At 44.6% G+C, this 22,683-nt stretch carries 19 protein-coding genes and 1 riboswitch; of the genes, 6 read left to right on the top strand and 13 right to left on the bottom strand.

Features of this window, described 5'->3' with window-relative positions; translation table 11 throughout:
- Nucleotides 1-9: 9 nt before the first annotated feature.
- From gyrA to IRJ16_RS00485, 10 genes are all read right to left on the bottom strand, one after another.
- The gene (gyrA, locus tag IRJ16_RS00530) at nt 10-2,613 is read right to left on the bottom strand and encodes a DNA gyrase subunit A (RefSeq protein ID WP_194109563.1); all 2,604 of its coding nucleotides are present in this window, start codon (nt 2,611-2,613) and stop codon (nt 10-12) included.
- A 165-nt stretch (nt 2,614-2,778) separates the two neighbouring features.
- Nucleotides 2,779-3,171 (bottom strand): hypothetical protein, encoded by a 393-nt coding sequence (locus IRJ16_RS00525; protein WP_194109562.1) that lies wholly within the window; start codon nt 3,169-3,171, stop codon nt 2,779-2,781.
- A gap of 9 nt (nt 3,172-3,180) precedes the next feature.
- Entirely contained in the window at nt 3,181-4,092 is a 912-nt protein-coding gene (gene hemF / locus IRJ16_RS00520) for an oxygen-dependent coproporphyrinogen oxidase (RefSeq protein ID WP_194109561.1), read from the bottom strand.
- A gap of 103 nt (nt 4,093-4,195) precedes the next feature.
- On the bottom strand, nt 4,196-5,446 hold the full coding sequence (locus tag IRJ16_RS00515) for an MFS transporter (RefSeq protein ID WP_194109560.1): 1,251 nt from the start codon (nt 5,444-5,446) through the stop codon (nt 4,196-4,198).
- A 136-nt stretch (nt 5,447-5,582) separates the two neighbouring features.
- A complete protein-coding gene (locus IRJ16_RS00510; RefSeq protein ID WP_194109559.1) occupies nt 5,583-5,780 on the bottom strand; it encodes a cold-shock protein in 198 nt (65 codons plus the stop codon).
- A gap of 257 nt (nt 5,781-6,037) precedes the next feature.
- Nucleotides 6,038-6,544 carry a hypothetical protein gene (locus IRJ16_RS00505; RefSeq protein WP_194109558.1) on the bottom strand — a complete coding sequence of 169 codons (507 nt, stop codon included), beginning with the start codon at nt 6,542-6,544 and terminating at the stop codon, nt 6,038-6,040.
- Nucleotides 6,545-6,768: 224 nt separating this feature from the next.
- Entirely contained in the window at nt 6,769-7,527 is a 759-nt protein-coding gene (locus tag IRJ16_RS00500; RefSeq protein WP_194109557.1) for a menaquinone biosynthetic enzyme MqnA/MqnD family protein, read from the bottom strand.
- 12 nt (nt 7,528-7,539) lie between these two features.
- Complete coding sequence (locus IRJ16_RS00495; RefSeq protein ID WP_194109556.1) at nt 7,540-8,160, bottom strand: histidine phosphatase family protein; 621 nt, start codon at nt 8,158-8,160, stop codon at nt 7,540-7,542.
- Between the two features lie 35 nt (nt 8,161-8,195).
- On the bottom strand, nt 8,196-9,392 hold the full coding sequence (gene mqnE / locus IRJ16_RS00490) for an aminofutalosine synthase MqnE (protein WP_194109555.1): 1,197 nt from the start codon (nt 9,390-9,392) through the stop codon (nt 8,196-8,198).
- A 113-nt stretch (nt 9,393-9,505) separates the two neighbouring features.
- Complete coding sequence (locus IRJ16_RS00485; protein ID WP_194109554.1) at nt 9,506-10,018, bottom strand: hypothetical protein; 513 nt, start codon at nt 10,016-10,018, stop codon at nt 9,506-9,508.
- Nucleotides 10,019-10,077: 59 nt separating this feature from the next.
- On the opposite strand from IRJ16_RS00485, the gene IRJ16_RS00480 reads away from it, so the two are divergent.
- From IRJ16_RS00480 to IRJ16_RS00455, 6 genes are all read left to right on the top strand, one after another.
- On the top strand, nt 10,078-11,193 hold the full coding sequence (locus IRJ16_RS00480; protein WP_194109553.1) for a trans-sulfuration enzyme family protein: 1,116 nt from the start codon (nt 10,078-10,080) through the stop codon (nt 11,191-11,193).
- A gap of 191 nt (nt 11,194-11,384) precedes the next feature.
- Nucleotides 11,385-11,498, top strand: a riboswitch (SAM riboswitch).
- Between the two features lie 251 nt (nt 11,499-11,749).
- Nucleotides 11,750-12,802 (top strand): homoserine O-acetyltransferase family protein, encoded by a 1,053-nt coding sequence (locus IRJ16_RS00475; protein ID WP_194109552.1) that lies wholly within the window; start codon nt 11,750-11,752, stop codon nt 12,800-12,802.
- A gap of 2 nt (nt 12,803-12,804) precedes the next feature.
- Nucleotides 12,805-14,040 (top strand): homoserine dehydrogenase, encoded by a 1,236-nt coding sequence (locus tag IRJ16_RS00470; RefSeq protein ID WP_194109551.1) that lies wholly within the window; start codon nt 12,805-12,807, stop codon nt 14,038-14,040.
- Between the two features lie 129 nt (nt 14,041-14,169).
- Entirely contained in the window at nt 14,170-15,330 is a 1,161-nt protein-coding gene (locus tag IRJ16_RS00465; protein ID WP_194109550.1) for a glycosyltransferase family 87 protein, read from the top strand.
- Nucleotides 15,327-16,277 (top strand): glycosyltransferase family 2 protein, encoded by a 951-nt coding sequence (locus tag IRJ16_RS00460; RefSeq protein WP_194109549.1) that lies wholly within the window; start codon nt 15,327-15,329, stop codon nt 16,275-16,277. Before IRJ16_RS00465 ends, IRJ16_RS00460 begins: the two co-directional genes overlap by 4 nt.
- Nucleotides 16,258-17,052 (top strand): polysaccharide deacetylase family protein, encoded by a 795-nt coding sequence (locus tag IRJ16_RS00455; RefSeq protein ID WP_194109548.1) that lies wholly within the window; start codon nt 16,258-16,260, stop codon nt 17,050-17,052. The genes IRJ16_RS00460 and IRJ16_RS00455 overlap by 20 nt, the downstream gene beginning before the upstream one ends.
- Nucleotides 17,053-17,104: 52 nt before the next feature.
- On the opposite strand, the gene IRJ16_RS00450 is transcribed toward IRJ16_RS00455, so the two are convergent.
- Genes IRJ16_RS00450 through IRJ16_RS00440 form a run of 3 tightly spaced genes read right to left on the bottom strand, consistent with a single transcriptional unit; the run spans nt 17,105 to nt 22,682 of the window.
- The gene (locus tag IRJ16_RS00450) at nt 17,105-18,601 is read right to left on the bottom strand and encodes a dihydrolipoamide acetyltransferase family protein (RefSeq protein WP_194109547.1); all 1,497 of its coding nucleotides are present in this window, start codon (nt 18,599-18,601) and stop codon (nt 17,105-17,107) included.
- 44 nt (nt 18,602-18,645) lie between these two features.
- Complete coding sequence (locus tag IRJ16_RS00445; RefSeq protein ID WP_194109546.1) at nt 18,646-19,893, bottom strand: competence/damage-inducible protein A; 1,248 nt, start codon at nt 19,891-19,893, stop codon at nt 18,646-18,648.
- Nucleotides 19,893-22,682 carry a putative LPS assembly protein LptD gene (locus tag IRJ16_RS00440; protein ID WP_194109545.1) on the bottom strand — a complete coding sequence of 930 codons (2,790 nt, stop codon included), beginning with the start codon at nt 22,680-22,682 and terminating at the stop codon, nt 19,893-19,895. Before IRJ16_RS00440 ends, IRJ16_RS00445 begins: the two co-directional genes overlap by 1 nt.
- Nucleotide 22,683 lies beyond the last annotated feature (1 nt).

Here is a 22,683-nt window from a genome sequence, read left to right as displayed (position 1 = left end):
GATGTGTTTTTATTCCTGATCGTCGTCGGCTGCAGGCTCGGTCGGTTCTGTTCCTTCGGCATCACCGATAGCGTTCTCAGTTGGGGTCTCCCCTTCTGCTACGGTACCTTCTGTGGCTTCGCCTTCGGTAACTTCTTCTTCCTCCTCTTCGCGCTCGATCTTAGCTACCGATGCTATCTCGTCATCGCCTTTCAGCGTGATCAATCTTACACCTTGCGTAGCGCGACCCATGGTACGCAATTCGCTAACGGCTATACGGATGATGATGCCCGACTTGTTGATTATCATCAGGTCTTCCTCATCAGTAACACCTTTAATGGCAACAAGTTTGCCTGTTTTATCGGTAACGCTAATGGTTTTTACACCTTTACCGCCTCTGTTAGTAACGCGATAATCTTCGATATCAGTACGTTTACCATAACCTTTTTCTGATACTACCAGTACCGTAGTGGTCGGATCGTCAATAGCGATCATACCTACTACCTCGTCTTGCTCACTATCTAAAGTGATACCACGCACACCGGTAGCGTTGCGGCCCATTGGGCGAACGGTAGATTCATTAAAGCGTATCGCACGGCCCGAACGTAGCGCCATTACGATCTCGCTTGTTCCGCTTGTCAAGCTTGCTTCTAACAGCGTATCTCCCTCGTTAATGTTAATAGCGTTAATACCATTAGCACGCGGACGAGAGTAAGCCTCTAACGAGGTCTTTTTGATGGTACCCTTAGCAGTACACATAATGATAAAGTTATTCTCCAGGTAAGTTTGGTCTTTAATAGACGTCAACTTAATGTAAGCCTTGATCTTCTCATCCTTAGGGATATTGATGATGTTCTGGATCGCACGACCCTTAGACGTACGCGAACCTTCAGGTATCTCAAATACACGTAACCAGAAACAACGGCCGGCCTCGGTAAAGAACAGCATATAGTTGTGGTTAGATGCAATGAACAAGTGCTCTATGAAGTCAGCATCGCGGCTGTTACTGCCGATAGATCCTTTACCACCTCTACCCTGACGGCGATACTCTGTTAATGATGTACGTTTAATGTAACCTTCTCTTGAGATGGTGATCACAACGTTCTCATCCTCAATAAAATCTTCGGTATTCATTTCGGCCGATGAGTGTACCATTTCGGTACGGCGCTCATCACCATATTTATCGCGTATCTCGGTCAGTTCGGTCTTGATGATGCCGTAACGTAAGCCTTCATCAGCTAAGATAGACTTTAAGTAATTGATGGTTTCCATCAATGCAGCATACTCATCCTTGATCTTATCACGCTCCAGACCGGTCAACCTACGTAAGGTCATATCCAGGATAGCACGTGCCTGTATCTCTGATAAACCGAACTGGGTCATCAAGCCATCACGAGCCTCTTCAGGCGTATTCGAACTACGGATCAACCTGATCACCTCGTCCAGGTGGTCAAGCGCGATCAGTAAACCTTCTAATATATGGGCGCGCTTTTCAGCCTCGGCCAACTCATATTTAGTACGACGCACAACAACCTCGTGCCTGTGCTCCACAAAGTGGTGGATCATATCCCTCAGGTTCAACTGCATCGGGCGGCCATGTACCAGCGCGATGTTATTGATGCTGAAAGAAGTTTGAAGCGAAGTGTATTTATAAAGATTGTTCAGTACGATCAACGCGTTAGCATCACGACGGATCTCGTAAACTACCCGGATACCTTCACGGTTAGATTCATCGCGGATAGACGTGATACCTTCGATCTTTTTATCGTTCACCAACTCGGCCGTACGCTCGATCATGACCGATTTATTTACCTGGTAAGGTATCTCGCTAACAACGATACGTTCGCGGTCGCCATTGTATATCTCGATCTCGGCACGTGCACGTATTACGATACGGCCACGACCGGTCATGAATGCTTCTTTAGCACCTTCAAAACCGTAGATGATACCACCTGTAGGGAAATCCGGGCCTTTGATGTATTTCATCAGCTCGGTCACCTCTATATTTCGGTCGTCTATCAAAGCCAAAGTAGCGTTGATCACCTCGGTCAAGTTGTGTGGCGCCATGTTGGTGGCCATACCTACCGCGATACCTGATGCACCGTTGATCAACAAGTTAGGCACCTTTGCCGGTAATACGGTCGGTTCTTCTAACGAGTCGTCAAAGTTCAGTTGAAAATCGATGGTGTCCTTGTTAATATCGGCCAGCATCTCCTCAGCTATCTTTTGCAAGCGGGCCTCGGTGTACCTCATCGCCGCCGGCTCATCACCGTCTAAAGATCCGTAGTTACCTTGTCCCTCAACAAATGGATAACGTAAGCTCCAATCCTGGGCCATACGCACCATGGCATCGTAAACCGATGTATCACCATGCGGGTGGTACTTACCTAACACCTCACCCACTATACGGGCCGATTTTTTGTAGGGTTTGTTATTGCTCAAACCAAGGTCGAGCATACCATAAAGAACGCGCCTGTGTACCGGTTTTAAACCGTCGCGCACATCGGGCAAGGCCCTCGATACGATAACCGACATCGAATAATCGATATAAGCCGATCGCATTTCTTCATCAATATTTATAGGGATTATTCTGTCTTCCTTATGCGAATTTTCGTTTTCTGTCTCGTCAGCCATCTTTAGTTTTTAATAGATCTTCGCTAAAATAGGTTTATGCAATTTTTATTTAATAAAGCGACCTGCGAAGATAGCTATTTTACACTAAGCCCCACATTTTTTTACTAACAAAAGGCCCGTTTTACACATAAAACGGGCCTTTGCAGGGCAATATTTTTCCACAATTTATTTAGATCGTTTCCAGTATTCTTCTACTGTCATCCCGGTAGGCAATACACCGATCAGAATGAGCGAATCGTGACGGATGGTGTATTGATATTTAACGGTCTTCCCCTTCATTTTAGACTGCTGCATGCTGTAGGTCTCGGTTTCCAGGTATTCCTTGTCACCGATAGTGTATTTACCCGATTGGTACTTCAATGGCTTCTGCCCTTTCTCTAACAGGAAAGCATTAAAGGTGCCCGATTGATACTTGCGTTGCAAGGTGTACTCCTTAGGTGCACCCTCTTTTTTGCCATTGTAGATGCCGCCTTTAAAGATCCAGTTACCAGCCAATTTGGGCGGAGCGTAAGATGATGACACACAAATGGCTAATAATGCAAGGGCTAAATTTTTCATATTTTGGTTTTACCAGTTGACGCCTTTTTTTAATAAAGATAAGGTTCTTTCCTCTTCGCCGCCTTCTTCAACTTTAGGATCATATAACCATTTAGCCGTCGGGGGTAAACTCATCAGGATAGACTCGATACGGCCATTGGTCTCTAAGCCGAATTTGGTGCCTGCGTCATACACCAGGTTAAACTCGGCGTAGCGGCTACGGCGTAAGTACTGCCACTCTTTTTGCTGATCGGTAAACTGCTTATCGCGATTGCGGTTAACCAATTCGACATAGGTTGGTGCAAAGGTACGGCCTAAAGCTTTAGAGAACTCGAATATATCTTCCCAGCTCAATTCATCTGTAGCTGTCAATTTATCATAGAAGATACCACCTATACCGCGGGTTTCGTTACGATGTTTGATAAAGAAATAATCATCGGCCCAGGGTTTGAATTTGGGGTAGAAATTACTGCTGAACTTATCGCAAACATCTTTCAATTGTTGATGAAAAAATTGAGCATCTTCATCGATGACATAGTGCGGAGTAAGATCTATCCCGCCACCGAACCATCTTACAGGTGTTTGCCCGTCGCCGAAGCTTGATGGCATTTCGAAGTAGCGGATATTCATGTGAATGATCGGAACCAGCGGGTGGTTAGGGTGCATTACGATGGATACGCCTGTCGCAAAGAAGTCGTTCTGCTCCACCTTCAGCGCACGTTTCATAACATCGGGCAATTCGCCGTGAACGGCGGAGAAGTTAACGCCACCTTTCTCCATGATATTGCCATTTTGGATAACCCGGGTGCGGCCGCCACCTCCGCCATCACGTTCCCATATCTCTTGTTCGAACGTGGCCGAGCCGTCTAATTGCTCCAGCGCGGCTGTAATTTCATCCTGAATGGTCTTGTAATCGGCGGTAATTTGCTCCTTAGTTATCATCGGGGACGAAGATAGTCATTGACCGTTGGTCATCGGTCATTGGTGTGCATTTTTTGCGCTACGGTCGGAACAATGGTAAGTCAAGTTAATTTCAGAATAATTACTAAACCGAAGGAATATCCCCCTCCACATAATTAAGGTCTTTTCCAAAAGTCTCTTTAAGTTGGCTTAGCGAGAATAACGACAACACGGTCAATATGATCATAACGATGTAGCCACTGGTGATCATCCCATATTGGGCTGAAAATACACCGAACATTGCGTTGATCGGTATCAACGCACCACGCACAAAATTTGGCACTGTGGTGGTCACTGTAGCGCGGATGTTTGTACCGAACTGCTCTGAAGCAATGGTTACGAACGTTGCCCAGTAGCCTACGCTGCAGCCCATTACAAAACAAACCCAGGTAAAGCGCTCGGGCGTGATGCCTTTGCTGCTTAGATACCAGGCCACGCAACCTACTGATGATAGCAGGAATACTGCCATTGTTAACTTGCGCGATTTAGTTATCTGGGCGAAGAGACCAGCGACCAGGTCGCCAACTGATATACCTATGTAGGTCCATAGGATGCCGTCGCCACCTTTTAATACACCTGTTGCGCCTAAAGCCTCGCCAAATTCTTTGGAGCGCGTTACCAGTACGCCTACCACGTACCAAAGCGGTGCGCCTATTAAAATACAATACAGATATTTTAAAAATCGTTTGCCGTTGCTGAAAAGCATCAGGAAGTTACCACGGGATACGTTGGACTTTTCGGCATCCTTAAACATACCCGACTCGAACGTACCGACCCTTAAAGCCAGCAGCACAATACCCAAACTGCCGCCAACTTTATACGCATTACGCCACCCATATTTGGTAGCTACAATATTGGCCAGTACCGCGCCAAAAAGGCCCACTACAGCAATGATCATAGTGCCGTAGCCACGTTTTTCTTTACTCATGGTCTCGCTTACCAGGGTGATACCGGCACCAAGTTCGCCGGCCAGACCAATACCGGCTATGAAACGTACAGCGGCATAAGTATTTACATCGTTAACATAAGCGTTCGCGAAGTTAGCCAAGGAATAAAGCAGTATCGAACCGAACAACACTTTGATACGCCCTAACTTATCGCCAATTATCCCCCATAAGATACCACCCAACAGCAAGCCGAACATTTGGATATTGATAATGAACGTACCGTGTTCGGTAACGGCAGCTTTATCGGTGATACCTATCCCGTTAAGGCTTTCGACGCGGACGATAGAGAAAACCAGCAGATCGTAAATATCGACAAAGTACCCTAACGAGGCTACCAGTACAAGGAATATTACATTGAGTTTGCTGCGTGATGCGTTAATGTCGGTCATGTTAAAAATTAAGTTCGGTTAAGAAATTGGTGGGTCTAAAATAAACTTTCCGTCACGATCCCGAAATTTTTTGCATAAAAAAACCTTTGCCATGGTGGTGGACAAAGGTTTTTTGCTGCTTTTAAGAATGATAGAATTATATCTTTTTCACTTTTACTGCCTGTAATCCTTTTCTGCCTTCTTCTACATCGTACTCTACGGTGTCGTTATCTTTGATAGCGTTAACGCCGCCTTGTACGTCTTTAAAATGTACAAAAAGATCTTTTCCTTCTTCGGTGATGATAAAGCCGAAGCCTTTTTGGGTGTTAAACCATTTTACTTTTCCAGTCTTCATAATGTAATAAGCGTGTATTGTTTTATAATAAATAGATGAAAAAAAACCAGACTGAAAAATTAACAGGTTTAATTGTCAGTTAGAAAATTTATTCCTCTTAATCCAAATGTATATTTAATTGCAATTAAAAACAAATATTTTGTTTGAGTATCAATTATATATGTAATGGTTACGCAAAACTGACATTATGCAAAATAAAAAATGCCGTTCGGGTCACGAACGGCATTAGGTATAAATGTGAGGGTTATTTTTTTAACTTATTTTACTTTTTTGAAGTAAGATACGGTACCGTCAACTGAAACCTGTACCAAGATCTCTTTATTACCTTTGGTAAGCGATACGTAGTAGTTAGTAGTGGTTGGCGCGGTAAGCGGGCTGTTAGTGAAATTTGGCATTTCAGGGTCTTCCGCAACAAATTTGATCACCTGGCCGGTGTTGTAACCTGCATATAATTTTGAGATCTGTTTTACACCGTAAGCAGGCAGATCGTTAATGGTCGCCTCTTGAGTTACACCAACAAAATCACCAGAGATATTGTAGAATGCCGTTTTAGAAACACCATCAACAACGAAGTCGGCTTTAGGGGCGCTATCGCTAACGGTCCAGGTAACATTTTTTGCACCGCTGAACTCAGAGTTGAACTGGTTCAATACCGTAACCGGAACATTTTTAGAATCGTCTTTAACTGTTTTGCTATCGTCGGCAGCTAGTGCTGATAAAGTGATAGTTGCTAATACTGCAACTGATAATATGAACTTTTTCATGATCGTTTTTTCTTTTAATTAACGACACAAAATTACCCTCACTTTTACTATATGGCAAGTAAAGTTTAATTTTTATGAAAATTTCATAACCAAGGCGATTGTAATTTAGAATTATGAAATTGATGGTATTTTACTTAGTGTATTTTTAACAATATGCTAATTGTATTATGTACACTAAGTAATTTTGGATGCTTTTGGGAGCATCCCCCTCTCTGTTTTGGGGTCTAAAACGTTAACTTTTGTAAACTTTTAAGATACCCGATAAAAAGATGTAGCGCTTTCACCTTATCATCGGTCAGGTCGAAGTCCAGTTTATGCATCAAATAGTCTTCCAGATCAAAGTCGGTCCGTGCAGGTAGTTCCTTTATCACCACATCACGGTTATCTAAACCATGTTTTAAGGAGGTATTCAGCTCGGCAACAAACTCGGCCGGTATCTTCTTATTGGCTATCCAGGCAGCAAATACAAAAGGGAGACCAGTAAAGTTCTTCCACTCTTCGGCCAGGTCATACACGTAAGCGTACTTATCCTTTTTCCCAAAGGTCCTGTCCCCTATTTGTACAAAAGCGGTGTTAGGGTCGTTACTTTCGGTATAGTCCGGGGCGTTAATGACCAATTTCGGATCCAGTTTCCAGTAGTTCTTCAGCAGTACCCTCGCCAAGTTATTCGATGAACGAGACTGAGGATCTAATTGTAAAGTGCGGATATCCTCTATCTTACAGTTACTGAAGATAAAGACAGAATTGACCGGTCCGTTGGCACCTATGCAATAGTCGGACACGATCTCCCAATAAGGCAGATCCAATGTAGCGGCCACAGGGATCAACCCAATATCAACCTTGTTATCGATCAGCTTTTGGGCGCAGTCTGCCGGGATATCTACGCTCAGATCTATTTTGTTAATGATATCGGTATGGCGGATGCCGTGTAGAAAAGGAAGCGTGTTAGTGTAACTAACCGCTGATATTTTGATCTTATCCACGATAGCTTGTGGTTAGTGGTTATTTAAGTGGATGGAGTTGTTAAAGTCGATGATCTCGAATTTCTCGCCATCGTAAGCAACTTTATAAAGCACCAGATTTTGGTGAGGGAACTGCTCTGCTTCGCTCAGCGGCCTTTCGGTAAGCCAACAAAGCAAAAAACGCATCGCGCGGCCATGCATGCAGATCAGTACATTCTTTTCTTCAGTATGGCTCATGATCGTCTCCATCGCCTCGATCTGACGGGCTTTTATCTCGTTTGGACTTTCACCACCTTCAAATTTTACATCCAGTTCGCCGGCATTCCAGGCACGGATAATATGAAGGAAAGCCCCTTTTGTTTCAGGCGTACTTAGCTGGCCTTCCTGTTCACCCCAACCTAACTCATCTAAGCCTGAAAGTTTTTGATAAGGTATACCAAGATCAATAAACTGCTGGATGCTTTGTTGTGTGCGCTTTAACTCGGAGATGTAGATCTTATCGAACTTAACGTCCTTATAGGAATTATAGAACAGATCGGCCTGTAACAAGCCTTCTGCATTCAGATCCGTGTTCATACCCCGGCCCTGCACGATACCCTGTTTATTCAAGTCCGTTTGGCCGTGGCGTACGATATGTAATATCTTTTTGATCATTTTTAAAGTCCATGGTCCATCGTCGATGGACTTTTTTAATTCACAACCGGCAATTTATAAAAATGGGGCTTAGGCGCGGCATCAGGGAACACAAATTCGTTGTAATCTGTCACTACATTATAAAGCGTATCGCGCTCTATCGGGTGTCGGCCTGCTTGTTTGATCAGTTCTACCAGTTCCTTAGTGCTCATGGCCGGGTGCTGTTCTTCAGCGCCTGCCATGCTGTAGATCTTGGTAGTATCGTCAAGCGTGCCATCAATATCATCAACACCAAAGTTTAACGATAATTGCGCAGTTGTGCGACTGATCATAGCCCAATAAGCCTTAACATGGTCGAAGTTATCCAAGTAGATACGACCTATTGCATAATTACGCAGATCCTCTATCACTGAAACCTCGGGCACGTTGCTCATCTGGTTATCCTTATTACGGAATTTAAGCGGAATGAACGCCTGGAAACCACCTGTGCGGTCTTGTAACTGGCGCAAGCGCTCCATGTGATCTACACGGTGCTTAAATTGTTCGATATGGCCGTAAAGCATGGTAGCATTAGAACGCATGCCTAACTTTTGCCACTCTTCGTGAATTTCCAGCCATTGTTCTGATGTACATTTATCTTTTGCTATTTGGTCGCGTATCTCTTTATCGAAGATCTCGGCACCACCACCGGGCATCGAGTCCAGACCCGAATCCTTCATCAATGCCATACCGGTAGAATAATCTATCTTAGCTTTTTTGAAGATATAGTGATACTCCACAGGGGTTAAAGCCTTAACATGCAGATCCGGGCGATGAGCTTTGATACTGCTGAACAGTTTGGTGTAAAAAGGAACATCATACTGTGGCAACACACCACCAACGATGTGCACTTCGGTTACTGGCTCATCATCGTATTTTCTTACGATGTTCAGCATCTCTTCCATGCTGTATTCCCAACCATCAGCACGCTGTTTGATCAGGCGCGAGTACGAGCAGAACTTACAATCGTAAACACAAAGATTGGTAGGCTCGATATGGAAGTTGCGGTTGAAATAGGTTTTATCACCATTCTTTCGCTCGCGGATAAAGTTAGCCAAAACGCCAAGGTAGCCTAATTCACCTTTCTCGTATAACAGCACACCTTCGTCAAATGTAACGCGTTGGCCGTCTAATACCTTCTGGGCGATGCTCTTTAGTTCAGGCGCTAAATTGGGGTCATTCAACAAAACCTGAATTTTATCTGATGCAGCCATCTGTAAATATTTTGGTCAAAATTAATAAAAAAACCGTGCTATTTATTAGCACGGCCCTATTGTTGCATGTTTGAACATGCGGTTTTGACATTACACTTACTTCCGCCAAAGGTTTATTTGAGCGGCTGGATATTTTTAATCTGAATTCCTCTAAAACAATCGTCCTGGCAGGCCTTGGGAAAATAACCACAGATCGCTAATAAACCTTTGTCGTCTTTTTTAAAATATTTCTTGTTCTCCTTCTCATCAACGTTAACATAATCACGTTCAGCTTCGGCATAAAGTTGGTCGATCGTGACGGCCGGAAAATTGCCACCAGTATGGGTATTGAGCGTAGCGGCGTCTTCGGTCCATGACACGCGCTCAACAAAAACAGTTGGGTTGTATTGATAGACCCCGGACTTGAACGTTCGGCCTATCACTTTTCCATTTTGTACCATGATGGTTGATTCTGAGTATCCTCCGAACACCGATGCGGAATACCTGACATAAGAGTAAGAGTTATTAACAGATATTTTGTAGGTCTCCCAGGCTTGACGGCTATTCTCCAATCCGGATACTTGGATAGAGTCTTTCTTACACGAAAAACAAAAAATGATCAATAAAATAAAGGTTAGATTTTTCATAGAGTTGGTTTATGGTATAGGTTACGTAGTTTTGGCCTTGAACGCTACATCCCAAATATATGAAAATTGAAACTATTGCCATACATGCCGGAAATAAAACTGATGATGCCACTAAAGCTGTTATCCAGCCCATAGTTATGTCGACGACCTTTGAACGTGAGGTCGACGGCAGTTATGTTAATGGATATATCTACAGTCGCGCTGCCAATCCTAACCGTCATCAATTAGAAAAGGTATTGGCAAAGTTAGAACGCGGTGTAGAAGCAGCGGCTTTTTCATCCGGCAATGCGGCGGGTATGGCGGTATTTCAGTCGCTTGCTCCCGGTACGCATATTATCTGCCCCGATGATATGTACCATGGTTTACGCAACCAGATCAAGATCTTATTTGCCGGTATTCTTACTTTCGACTTTATCGATATCAATAACGAGGCTACATTAAAAGCAAACATAAGACCTGAAACCGTCCTGATCTGGGTAGAAACCCCATCCAATCCGTTGTTAAAAGTGACCGACATTAAAAAGGTCATCGCGATAGCTAAACAGCATCAGATAAAGGTAGTGGTAGATAGTACGTTCGCTACGCCAGTGTTTCAACGACCGTTAGAGCTCGGCGCCGACCTGGTGATGCACTCGTCAACCAAATATTTCGGTGGGCACAGCGACCTGATGGGTGGAGCTTTGATCACTGCTGTAAAAGATGAATGGTGGGCAAAGATCCGTCAGGTGCAAGAAATGGGCGGCGCTATCCCCTCGCCTATGGATTGCTACTATCTGGTAAGAAGCCTAAAGACCCTGCCTTACAGAATGAGAGGACATGAGCACAATGCCCACCTGCTGACCGCATTTTTAGAACAACAACCCAATGTAGAAAGCGTGATGTACCCGGGCTTGACCTCGCATCCGCAACATCAGATCGCTAAAGATCAAATGTTGGGCTTTGGCGCGATGTTTTCTTTCTGTGTGAAAGGCGGCGCTGATGCAGCTAAGCAGGTTTTATCCAAATTAAAGCTTTTTACCATTGCAACCAGTCTGGGTGGCGTGGAGAGTTTAATAGAACACCGCGCATCGGTAGAAGGCCCGGATACTAAAACTCCGCAGAATTTATTACGGGTGTCTGTAGGGTTAGAGCATATTGATGATCTGATCGCGGATATGGAGCAGGCTTTGGAATAGGTTAAAGGCGAAAGGTAAAAGGTGCTGAAATAACGAAGGTCAGACAATACAAACCTTTCGCCTGTTATCATTAACAGCTCACCCTTTTCCAAAGAATAAAAATTTAATTTGGAACGATATAGTTTTTCAACCTATATTTGGAACATTATTTGGTAGCGATACCATAGGATCATTTCCCCTCAAAAGGTTTTGATTTATAAAGAAGTGGCGAGAGATCAGGCTCTGAGACCCACTGGCAACCCTCCGGCAGGCGGAGAAGGTGCCAAATCCTGGCCCGGTGAATGGATCATCGGGGGATATAAATTAATAACCATACAAATGAAGACCAACATCCAAAGATTTTCTCAGCAGGCGCAAAAGCGTAACACATTATCTGTAAGCATTATCGCCATTTGCAATATGCCGATGTGCTGTTGCTGCTAACGCGTTCACGTACCCTTTCATTTTATTGAAATTACGTGCTGCCCCTAAAGGGTCATGCCCTTTTCTAACAATCAAAATTACCAAACAACCAAGCTAAAATGTGTCTGCCCCGCTAAGGCGATACCAGATAAAAATGACAACACAGGTACTTAAACATACGCAAACCTTCACCTTAGAGTCGGGAGAGACACTGCCTGAGATAGAGATAGGCTACCACACTTACGGTACGTTAAATGAACAGCGTAACAACGTAGTATGGGTTTGCCACGCGCTCACCGCAAACTCGGACGTGCTGGATTGGTGGAAAGGCCTTTTTGGTGCCGGTTATTACTTTGATCCTGCTGAGTATTTTATTGTTTGCGCCAATGTTTTAGGTTCGGCATACGGCACGACCAGTCCGTTACATCAGAATCCAACCACGGGCCTACCCTATTATTTGACCTTTCCTGACTATACCATTCGCGATGTTGTTAAGGCACATCAGTTATTAGCAGCACACTTGGGCGTTACCGAGATACATACATTGATCGGTGGATCATTAGGTGGTCAGCAAGCTTTGGAATGGAGTATTTTAGAGCCCGAGCGTATCAATAACTTAATACTGATCGCGACCAATGCGCGCCATTCGCCTTGGGGGATCGCATTTAATGAGTCGCAACGCCTGGCTTTGCAAGCTGACGATAGTTTCTACAGTGAAACGCCGGATGGTGGCAGCAAGGGGCTTAAAGCGGCCCGGAGTATGGCATTGTTATCTTATCGCACCTATCACACTTACGGCAAAACGCAAAAAGACCAAAGCGACGAGGTAAATAACTATCGTGCTACCAGTTACCAAAACTATCAGGGCGATAAATTGGTAAACCGCTTTAACGCTTATAGTTACTGGTATTTAAGCAAAGTAATGGATTCGCATAACGTAGGTCGTGGCCGTGGTGGTGTTAAATTGGCCTTGGCAACCGTTAAAGCTAAAACTTTGGTGATCGGTATCACGTCGGATGTTTTATTCCCGATAGATGAGCAGCATTACCTGGCCGATAACATCCCTGGGGCGCAATTCACTGAGTTGGATTCTTTTTACGGACACGACGGATTTTTAATTGATACAGAAGAACTTACAAATATCATATCAACCTTTTTAAAAACAAACCAAACAAGCGAGTTATCTAACTTGCAACACAGTGCATAATAATGAGCAAGAGACTAAAAATAGGTTTATTTGGCTTTGGCGTAGTTGGCCAGGGCCTATACGACATCATAAAGACCAAGAACCTGAACATCGAGATCGTTAAGATCGCTATTAAAGACCCGACCAAAAAACGCAGCCTGCCTGCCGACCTGTTCACTACAGATCGTGAGGAGATCCTAAACAATCCGGATATCAATACCGTGGTGGAACTGATCAATGATACAGAGGCCGCTTTCGAGATCGTTTCACGCGCTTTGAGTACCGGCCGTAATGTGGTATCGGCCAGCAAAAAGATGGTTGCCACTTATTTAGAGGAGCTGATCGCTTTGCAGCAGCACCACGGTACATCGTTATTGTATGAAGCATCAGTATGCGGCAGTATCCCGATCATCCGTAACCTGGAAGAATACTATGATAACGAATTACTGCACTCGATCAGTGGCATATTTAACGGGTCATCAAACTTTGTACTTTCTAAAGGATACAATGATAATTTAGATTACGACGCGGCTCTCAAAGAAGCGCAAGACCTTGGCTTTGCCGAGACCGATCCAACCTCAGATGTTGGTGGTTACGATGCTAAATACAAATTGGTAATAGCTGCCGCGCATGCTTACGGCATTGTAGTGAAACCGGAGGATGTATTGAACATCGGTATCCAGACCCTGTCAGCTAACGATCTTAAATACGCGCGTGAAAAACGCTTAAAGATCAAATTAGTTCCGGTAGCTAAAGAACTGGATGAGCAGAATGTTGCTATGTTCGTGCTGCCAAAGTTCGTTAACGAGAATGAATTCCTTTACAATGTAGATTACGAGTACAACTGCGTAACCGTACAGGCTGCTTTTGCCGATCAGCAATTCTTTTATGGTAAAGGTGCAGGCGGCCACCCAACGGGTTCGGCGGTATTGTCCGACATTGCGGCGCTGCGTTACGATTATCAATACGAATACAAAAAAGCCAAGCTGCGTACCGATCTTAAGTTCACAAACGACATAGAGCTGAATGTTTATCTACGTTACGAAGACGAGGCATTGGTTGATGTGCTGAACTTTATACATATCCATGAGCGCTTTTACTCAGACAGTTACAAATTTGTTTTAGGAAAGATCGGTCTTCAAGATCTGATCGCCAATCAACAACGTATATCGGATAACAAAGCCTTCGTGGCTTTTGCCGATCAGCTAACAGGGGTCAGTTTAGCCTCGGCGCTAAAACATAACCTCGAAGTTATTTAGTAGTCACTTCGGGAAAAAAGTTTTAAAGCTTCCTCAAAAGGGAAGCTTTTTTTATGCCGTAAATTCTCCTCGTCAGTTTTAAACAGATCATTATCTTTGCAGCTATCGCTGATCCCACATACCGTATTAATGGACAAGATAGTTAAGCTTTTTACCAATAAGATATTCATTACCATCCTTTGGTTCGGCTTAAGTTTGTTCGCAGTGCTTAAAATGGCGTTTGCGCAAACTATTAACAATTACCTGATCTTTAAGTACACGTTCGTAAACCTTATCCATCAGCATAACTTATACACGCCCCAGCCCGAATTTTACTTTGATACCAATCATTACGGGCCACTGTTCGCACTGGTGATAGCGCCGTTCACCTTGTTACCGGATGGCGTGGGCGTAGTATTATGGACAATGCTTAACGCCTTAGTTCTGTACAAAGCCGTGCTGATGCTTCCGATAAAAAAAGAGGCTCAATACGCCGTGTTGCTGATATGCGCACACGAGTTAATGACGGCGTCGTACAGCGCGCAGTTCAATCCAATGATGACGACGATCATCGTCCTCAGCTTCGTATTTATCCGTAGCGGTAAGGAATTTTGGGCGGCTTTGCTCATTATTGCCGGTACATATATCAAGCTTTACGGTATAGTGGGGTTATCGTTCTTTTTCTTTACCGATAATAAGATCAAATTCATTCTATCTCTGATGTTTTGGTCGGTGGTACTATTTGCATTACCGATGCCGTTCTCGTCGCCGGGTTTTGTGGTACAATGTTATAAAGATTGGTACGCCAGTTTAGCCGACAAGAACAAACATAACGCCGTTTCCATTATGCAGGATATCTCGGTAATGGGTATGATCCGGCGGGTGTTCAATTATCCGCAGTTATCCGATGCCATTGTTATCCTGCCGGGGATGCTGCTTTTTGCAACGTCTTATTTGCGTATCGAGGCGTTCAAGATAGTCAATTATCAATTGCTGATCTTAGCCTCTACCCTACTATTTACGGTGTTATTCAGCACCGGCTCCGAGTCGCCGACTTACATCATTGCTTTCGTTGGCGTTGCTGTTTGGTACATGGTGTTAGATCGGCCCGTTACCGGCTTTGAGATATTTTTGCTGATATTTGCTTTAGCCGTTACCAGTTTATCACCATCTGATCTGTTCCCTAAATTTGTTAATCGCGAGTATATCAAACCATATTCTTTAAAAGCCTTACCTTGTTTTGTGATATGGATCAGGATAGTTTACGAAACCTGGACCCGCGACTTTAAAACGCGCGAATTAGCTGCATGAAAAAAATATCCATCGTCATACCATCTTTTAACGAGGCAAGCAACATTAACGAGCTGGTGCAAAGACTCACTGCTGCTCTAAAAGATGTTCCCTATATTTATGAAGTAATCTTTGTCGACGACGGTAGTTCTGACAATACCTTAGAGACACTGAAGGCCGTAAGTGAACAAAACGCAAACTTATATTACTTAGAACTGTCCCGTAATTTCGGTCATCAAAATGCCTTAAAAGCGGGCTACGACTATGCAGATGGCGATTGCATCATCAGCATGGATGGCGATCTGCAACATCCGCCTGAGCTGATACCGCAATTTCTACAAAAATGGGAAGAAGGCTATGATGTGGTGTACACCACCCGCGAATATCACGACGAAGCTACTTATTTCAAGACCAAGTCGTCAGAGATATTCTACAACATGATCAATTCTCTTTCGGACACCAAGCTGGAGAAAGGTACTGCCGATTTCCGTTTGATTGATCGTAAAGTGGCCAATGTACTGAACCAATTGAACGAGAATGGCTTGTTCATGCGGGGGTTGATCAAATGGTTGGGGTTCAAACAATATGCAATCAATTATAAGGCCGAGCCACGCTTTTCGGGTAAGAGCAAATACACTGTAAAAAAGATGGTTCGCTTCGCTGTGGAGGGTGTTACTGCCTTTAGCGTAAGGCCGCTGAATATCGCGATCGGTATCGGTGCTTTCTTTTCTGCTGCATCGTTATTGTACATCCCCTATATCGCATGGACATTTGCTTACGGACACGAGTCACCGGGATGGGCGTCTGTTATTGCCACTGTGGTTTTCTTTGGCGGGATGCAGTTGATGGTGCTGGGTATCATTGGTCTGTACCTGGGTAAATTATTTATGCAGGCTAAGCAGAGGCCAAATTATATCGTCCGTTCTACTAACCTTATTAAACTGAATAATGATACTGCTAAGCTTTGATATTGAAGAATTTGATATGCCATTTGAGTACGGTAAAAGCCTGGACTTTGATGAGCAGTTAGCGGTATCGACAGAAGGTACTTTGGCTGTCCTTGATATTTTGCGGGAGGCTGGTATCAAGGCTACTTTTTATTGTACTGCCAATTATGCCAAACATAAGCAGGATGTAGTTAAACAGATCGTTGCCGAAGGCCATGAGTTAGCATCGCACGGATATTTCCACTCAGAGTTTATCCCGGCGCATTTAGCTTCGTCAAAGAAGGTTTTAGAGGAATTGTTCGATACACCAGTGAGCGGCTACCGCATGGCCCGCATGATGCCCGTTGATGAGCGCGAGATACAAAAGGCAGGTTATAAGTATAACTCATCTATCAACCCTACCTGGCTGCCGGGCCGTTACAATAACTTCGACCGCCCGCGTAAATGGTTTTGGCAGGATGGCGTTTTGCAATTACCGGCTTCAGTGTCGCCGTTGATCCGTTTCCCTTTATTTTGGCTGAGTTTCCATAATCTGCCTATGTTCCTGATCAAATGGATATCGGGAGCGACTTACAATAAGGACGGCTATTTGAATTTATACTTTCACCCCTGGGAATTTACAGACCTGCATAAGCCCGAAAAATATGGTTTCCCCGGTTATGTGATGCGTAACACGGGCGATGATTTTATAGCACGCATTAAGGACTTCATCAGTTGGGCGCAAGGTAAAGGTTACCAATTTAAGCGAACCGGTGATTTTGCTGCCGATATTATACAAAAAAGCCGGAAACAATAGTCTCCGGCATTTTTTGCATTAGGTATTTAACTGATCTGTTCTTTGGTCTAACTTATACTTCTCTGTTCACATCCCAATTTTCAAGATGATCGGCTACACGGCGGATGAATGAACCACCTAACGAGCCGTCGATCACCCGGTGATCGTATGATAACGACAGGAACATCATATGTCTGATGGCAATAACATCGCCGTCTTTGGTCTCTAAAACAGCCGGTTTCTTTTTGATCACACCAACCGCCAGGATAGCTACTTGTGGCTGATTAATGATCGGAGTGCCCATCACATTACCGAATGAACCTACGTTGGTGATGGTAAAGGTACCATTCTTTACTTCGTCCGGGACAAGTTTGTTAGCACGTGCACGAGTAGCCAGGTCATTGACCGACTTGGTTAAACCTACCAGATTCAGCGTATCGGCTTTATGTATCACCGGAACGATCAGGTTACCACTTGGTAACGCAGTAGCCATGCCGATGTTGATGTCTTTCTTTTTGATGATCTGAGAGCCATTTACTGAGCTATTGATCAATGGGAAATCCTTGATCGCTTTTACAACAGCTTCGGTAAATATCGGAGTGAAAGTTAAGCGTTCGCCGGTGCGTTGCTCAAAGCCTTTCTTTACCTTCTCGCGCCAGTTGACTATGTTAGTTACGTCGGCCTCTACAAAAGATGTTACGTGCGGCGATGTATGCTTGCTCATCACCATATGGTCGGCGATCAGCTTGCGCATGCGGTCCATTTCAATGATCTCGTCGCCACCTGAAACCGAATATACCGGTTTTGGTGCCGCCGGCGCCTGTTGTTGCGGAGCAGCGGTCTGTGGTTGAGATGCCGTTTGAGCTGGCTGACTTGGTGGCGCAGCATGTGGCTGTTGCGCTGTAGAAGTCGGCTGAGCGGCAGCTTGTTGAGGCACTGCCACAGGTTGTGGGGCACGGTTAGCTTGGGCTGCCGGGCGATTAGTGATATAAGCCAACAGGTCGTCTTTAGTTAGACGGCCGTCGGTTCCTGAACCCGGGATACGGTCCAATTCAGCAACACTTATCCCCTCTTGCTGAGCAATGTTTTTCACCAATGGCGAGTAGAAGCGGCCCTCGGTCGCTACAGCAACAACAGGTTGTGGTGCAGGGGCCGGTTTATTCAACTGATCTACACCCGGGATAGCCTGAGCCGTAGCCGGTGCTTTCTCTAAAACAGGCGCAGGGGCCTGATATACTGGCTGTGCTACTGGTTGAGGTGCAGGAGTTGGCGCAGGTGCTGATACTGGTTGAGGGGCCTGAGTTGGAGCTGGTTTTGGCGCTTCGGGGACAGACGTGTCAATGGTGGCAATAACGGCACCAACCTGTACTACATCGTTCTCTTTAAATAACTGCTCAGAAAGTCTGCCGCTTACCGGCGAGGGTACTTCAGAGTCTACCTTATCGGTGGCGATCTCTAATATTGCCTCGTCCGCTTCAATGGGATCGCCGGGGTTTTTCAACCACCTTATGATCGTTGCTTCTGCAACACTCTCACCCATCTTCGGCAGCAACAATTGGTATTTGGCCATATTATATATTAGTATAGATGGTCCAAAAATAATCAATTAGGGGCTTAATTTTCCACTTCTGCAAGTAAAGTATTCAACATTCCTAAGGCCGAAATTGCGGTTCTTTCGATGTTTTGGGCCCTTTTTGATCCGAATGTGAATTTCTTTGTGACCGTTTTGTTAACAGAAGCCACTGCTATCCAAACCGTTCCGACCGGCTTGTCTTCGCTCCCTCCTCCCGGTCCGGCAACCCCGGTCACAGCGATGGCATAGTCCGACTTAAAATTTAATATCGCACCTTCTACCATTTCTTTTACCGTCTCCTGACTTACGGCGCCGGTTTGCCACAGCGTTTCGTTCTTTACGCCAAGGATACTCTCCTTCAGTTCGTAAGAATATGAGACCGCACCGCCCAAAAAGACGGCCGATGAGCCGGCGTGTTGGGTAAATAAATGTGAGATATAACCACCGGTGCAACTCTCGGCAACCGATAGGGTAAAGCCTTTTACAGCCATCTTATCAAGAATAACTTTCTCTAAGGGAAGGTCCTCATGTGCAGCTACAACATTGGCTACGCGTTCGCTTATCTTTTGGGCATATCGGTTTACCTCATCGGTCAGTGCCGCTTCATCGGTGCCGTAAGCGCTTAGGCGCAACCTCACCTGGCCTAATTTAGGCAAATAAGCCAGTTTGATATGCGAAGGTAAGCTATCCTCGATATCCTCTATCCGTTGAGCAAGAAACGACTCCCCTTCGCCAACGGTCAAGATCGTTTTGTGGATGATATGCGGCAGATCAAATGATGTTTTCAACTTAGGAAGAACGGTATCCTCCATCATGTACATCATTTCGAAAGGAACTCCCGGCATAGATATGTAGATGCGGCCATCATGATCAAACCACATACCGGGCGCTGTACCGTTCTTGTTCAGTATCACTTCGCAATTCGCGGGTACTTGCGCTTGCAGTTTATTAACGTCCAATAACGGACGGTTATACTTTTTAAAGATCTGCTCTACGTTCACTAAAGCTTCATCGCTTTCAACAAAGCCGACATTGAAGTATTCTGCTAATGTCTTTTTAGTGATATCATCTTTCGTTGGCCCTAAGCCGCCGGTTATCAAAATGATATTAGCACGGTGATGCGCTTCTGCTAAGGCTTTCAGGATATGCTCACGGTCGTCGGATACTGATGATATCTGCTTTACGCGTACACCGATATTATTCAACTCGCGGGCTATCCAGGCCGAATTAGTGTCTACTATTTGCCCTATCAATATCTCGTCGCCAATGGTGATGATCTCTGCAAGCATTATAAATTGCTGTTATAGTAATCTTTACGTTTGGTCAGTTTCAAGTCCTGTAAAACGGCGGCTTTAACCTTTAAGGTAACGTTGTAAGATTTGTAGAAACCGAACGGTATCCAACCAATAGCAAGGTCCCAGCAATGCAGGTCGCGATAAATATTGAACGAGGTAGCATCGCTAAATCGTTTGGTTTTGATATCGTAGTTGGATGTGAACTGCACTTTCCATTTCGGTGTTAAGCTAACGTCCCCGCTTATCTGAACAGTGTTGGATGTTACCGTATTTATCCTGTCGTTATTATAGTTGAAACTATAGTTCAAATTCAAATTCCAAGGCACGTTAAAATCCACATAGGCGTTCGGGTCGCTATTTAATTGTGCCAGTTTATTAGCCTGTTCAGCGGTCATGTTTGCCAAAGTGTTAGGTTGTCCCGGCGGGCGGCGGCCGTTACCATCTGTTCGTTTAAATGCAGCCGGGTTAAGGTTAGCACCCATGGTTAAGTTAAACGCGGTCAGGAAAGGCATTTTACCATCCTGAAAGGTGTATCTATTGAAACGTCTTGCATAACGAACTACTTGGTTAGAGGTAATCGAGTCGCGCACGTTAACTACGTAAGGATCTAACACACCACCAAAACTAATATTGATCTTTTGGTTAAGCACCGAGGTGTGCCCCTGAAGATTGATCTGTGATAATCTAAAAGAGTCGACCGCGAAATTATAGAACGAGTTTAATGAAAGGCCCTGCAAAATAGGGACATTCCGGTCTTTACCAGATGTATCGCTGCTTTTAGCACGCACCTTAGCCTCAATAGTATTATCGATAGAGAACGCCAGACCGGCCGAACGCCCCCCCGAAGGACCGCCGTAAACAGACTGCTCGTAAATAGAATAACGCTGCACAGTTGCTGGATATGGGATGCTGGCGTTGCTCACAGCGATCTGGTTGTAATTATATCCAAGGCTCGAAAAATCCGGGCGGTAGTTGAAGCTGATAGACGGTGTTATCACGTCGCGGATCTTTTTGATCTTGCTGTTCTTAAATGTCATGGTACCATAAACCTTGGTAGATATACCGGCACTCATACTGTACTCGCCGGCCCTTCTGAAACCCGGAACGGTATCGGTAGCCATAGAATCTAAGCCGGTCAAGCTGCCACGGGCAAATCTTTTTCGGATAGTTTGGAAGTACCAGCGATCGGTATAATTGAAATTCGAGTTGAACTGAAAGTACTTTAAGACGTTAAGGTTGATACCAATAGGTATTTGGTGCTGCAAACCGTTTTGCAAACGTTTTTGCAGTGTAGAGCCTTTAAATAACTCAGACTCAGGGATGGCAGTAAGCCTGTTAGTACCTACAAGGCTGTAACCAACAGTGATACGTTGATACCATTTTTCTGTCGTACCCTCTAATTTTCCTTTACTGGCAAAAGGGCTAAGCGTAGCCACGTTGAATGCAAAACTTGGCAACTCCAAAGTAACTGTTTGCCGGGTAAGATCCTGGCTGTGTGCGATGTTTGCTGTAAAGTTAAAAGGTGTCCCCTCCCATGTACGGCCAAAGGCGACACTGGAGTTCAAGTTGTTCTGTGTTAACTGTTGCAGGTTATAGTTTGTTGTAGCAGGGTTGTTACGGTAAAAGCTTGATGTACCTGCATTTACCGATGCACTAAAAGTTACGCCGGGGTGCGATGACGGGTTTTTAGAGTGTGACCACTGCACATTGAAATCTTTTTGGGCAGGATCGCCTTCTAAACCGTAATTATGCGACCCGTAGTTAAGATTTAGCGATCCGTTGTATTTGTAAAGCTTTGTGTAACGTGTCATTAACCCTAACTCGTAAGATCCTTTGGCGTAATAAGTAGCTTGCGCAGTAGCGTCAATATAGTCGTTAATAGCAAAGTAGTAGCCGAAGTTCCTTAAAAAGAACCCAAGCTTAAAGTCCTCGCCGGGAGTTGGTAATATGAAACCTGATGACCGTGACTCGGGCTTAGGGAAAAAACCGAAAGGCAAACCAATTGGCAACGGCACCCCCTGTATCTCTAAATAAAACAATGATGATATGATCCTGTTCTTTTCTGCGATACCTTTAGTGATCACAATACCAAAGTGAGTATAAGGATAAGGCAGATCGCAGGTGCTGAACAAAGCGTCGGCATAAGCTACCTCATCTCCTTTTAACTTTTTAGCCTGACCTCCGGAGATATAATTACCGTCCTGCTCGGTGGCACTGTTCCATACGTGTGCGCCTTTGGTAACGTAGTCTACTATTAGCGAGTCGGATGTTATGGGTTTCTCTGTTTTTCCCATCTTGGCGATAGGTCGGCCGATATAACGGTTGGTACGCGGATCTATACGCCCTTTGGCAAATATCAGGTGCTTTGTTTCATCTATCCTGATGTATTCGGCATCAAGCTCCATCTCTCCATAAGTGATGCGCGCATTGCCGTAATAATATGTCATCTTATGTTCGCGATCGGCAAAGTTAGAATCTGCTTTAGCTACTACCTTCTCGGTTAGTTGACTGGTGTCTGACGGATTTCCGTTAACCACCCGTTTAGGCAAGGTATCGCGGGATGTTTTTGGAATGGTATCTTTAGCAGACTTTTTGGGCACGGTGTCCTTAGCCGCAGGGGCGTAAGACTTGCCTCTTAATAATATTTTATCCCTAACAGGATCAAGCTGGATAATAGTATCTTTAGCTGAAGCGTTATTAACCCGCCCGCTTTTTGCAGCGGCAGTTACCTCATTAACCAATAATACAACTGCAAGCAGAAAAAAAAGTCGGATAAATTTCAAA

This window comes from Mucilaginibacter myungsuensis (assembly GCF_015222005.1).
Classification (GTDB): domain Bacteria; phylum Bacteroidota; class Bacteroidia; order Sphingobacteriales; family Sphingobacteriaceae; genus Mucilaginibacter; species Mucilaginibacter myungsuensis.
Note: the sequence above shows the minus strand (reverse complement) of the source record. Positions and strands in the feature narration are given on the sequence as shown.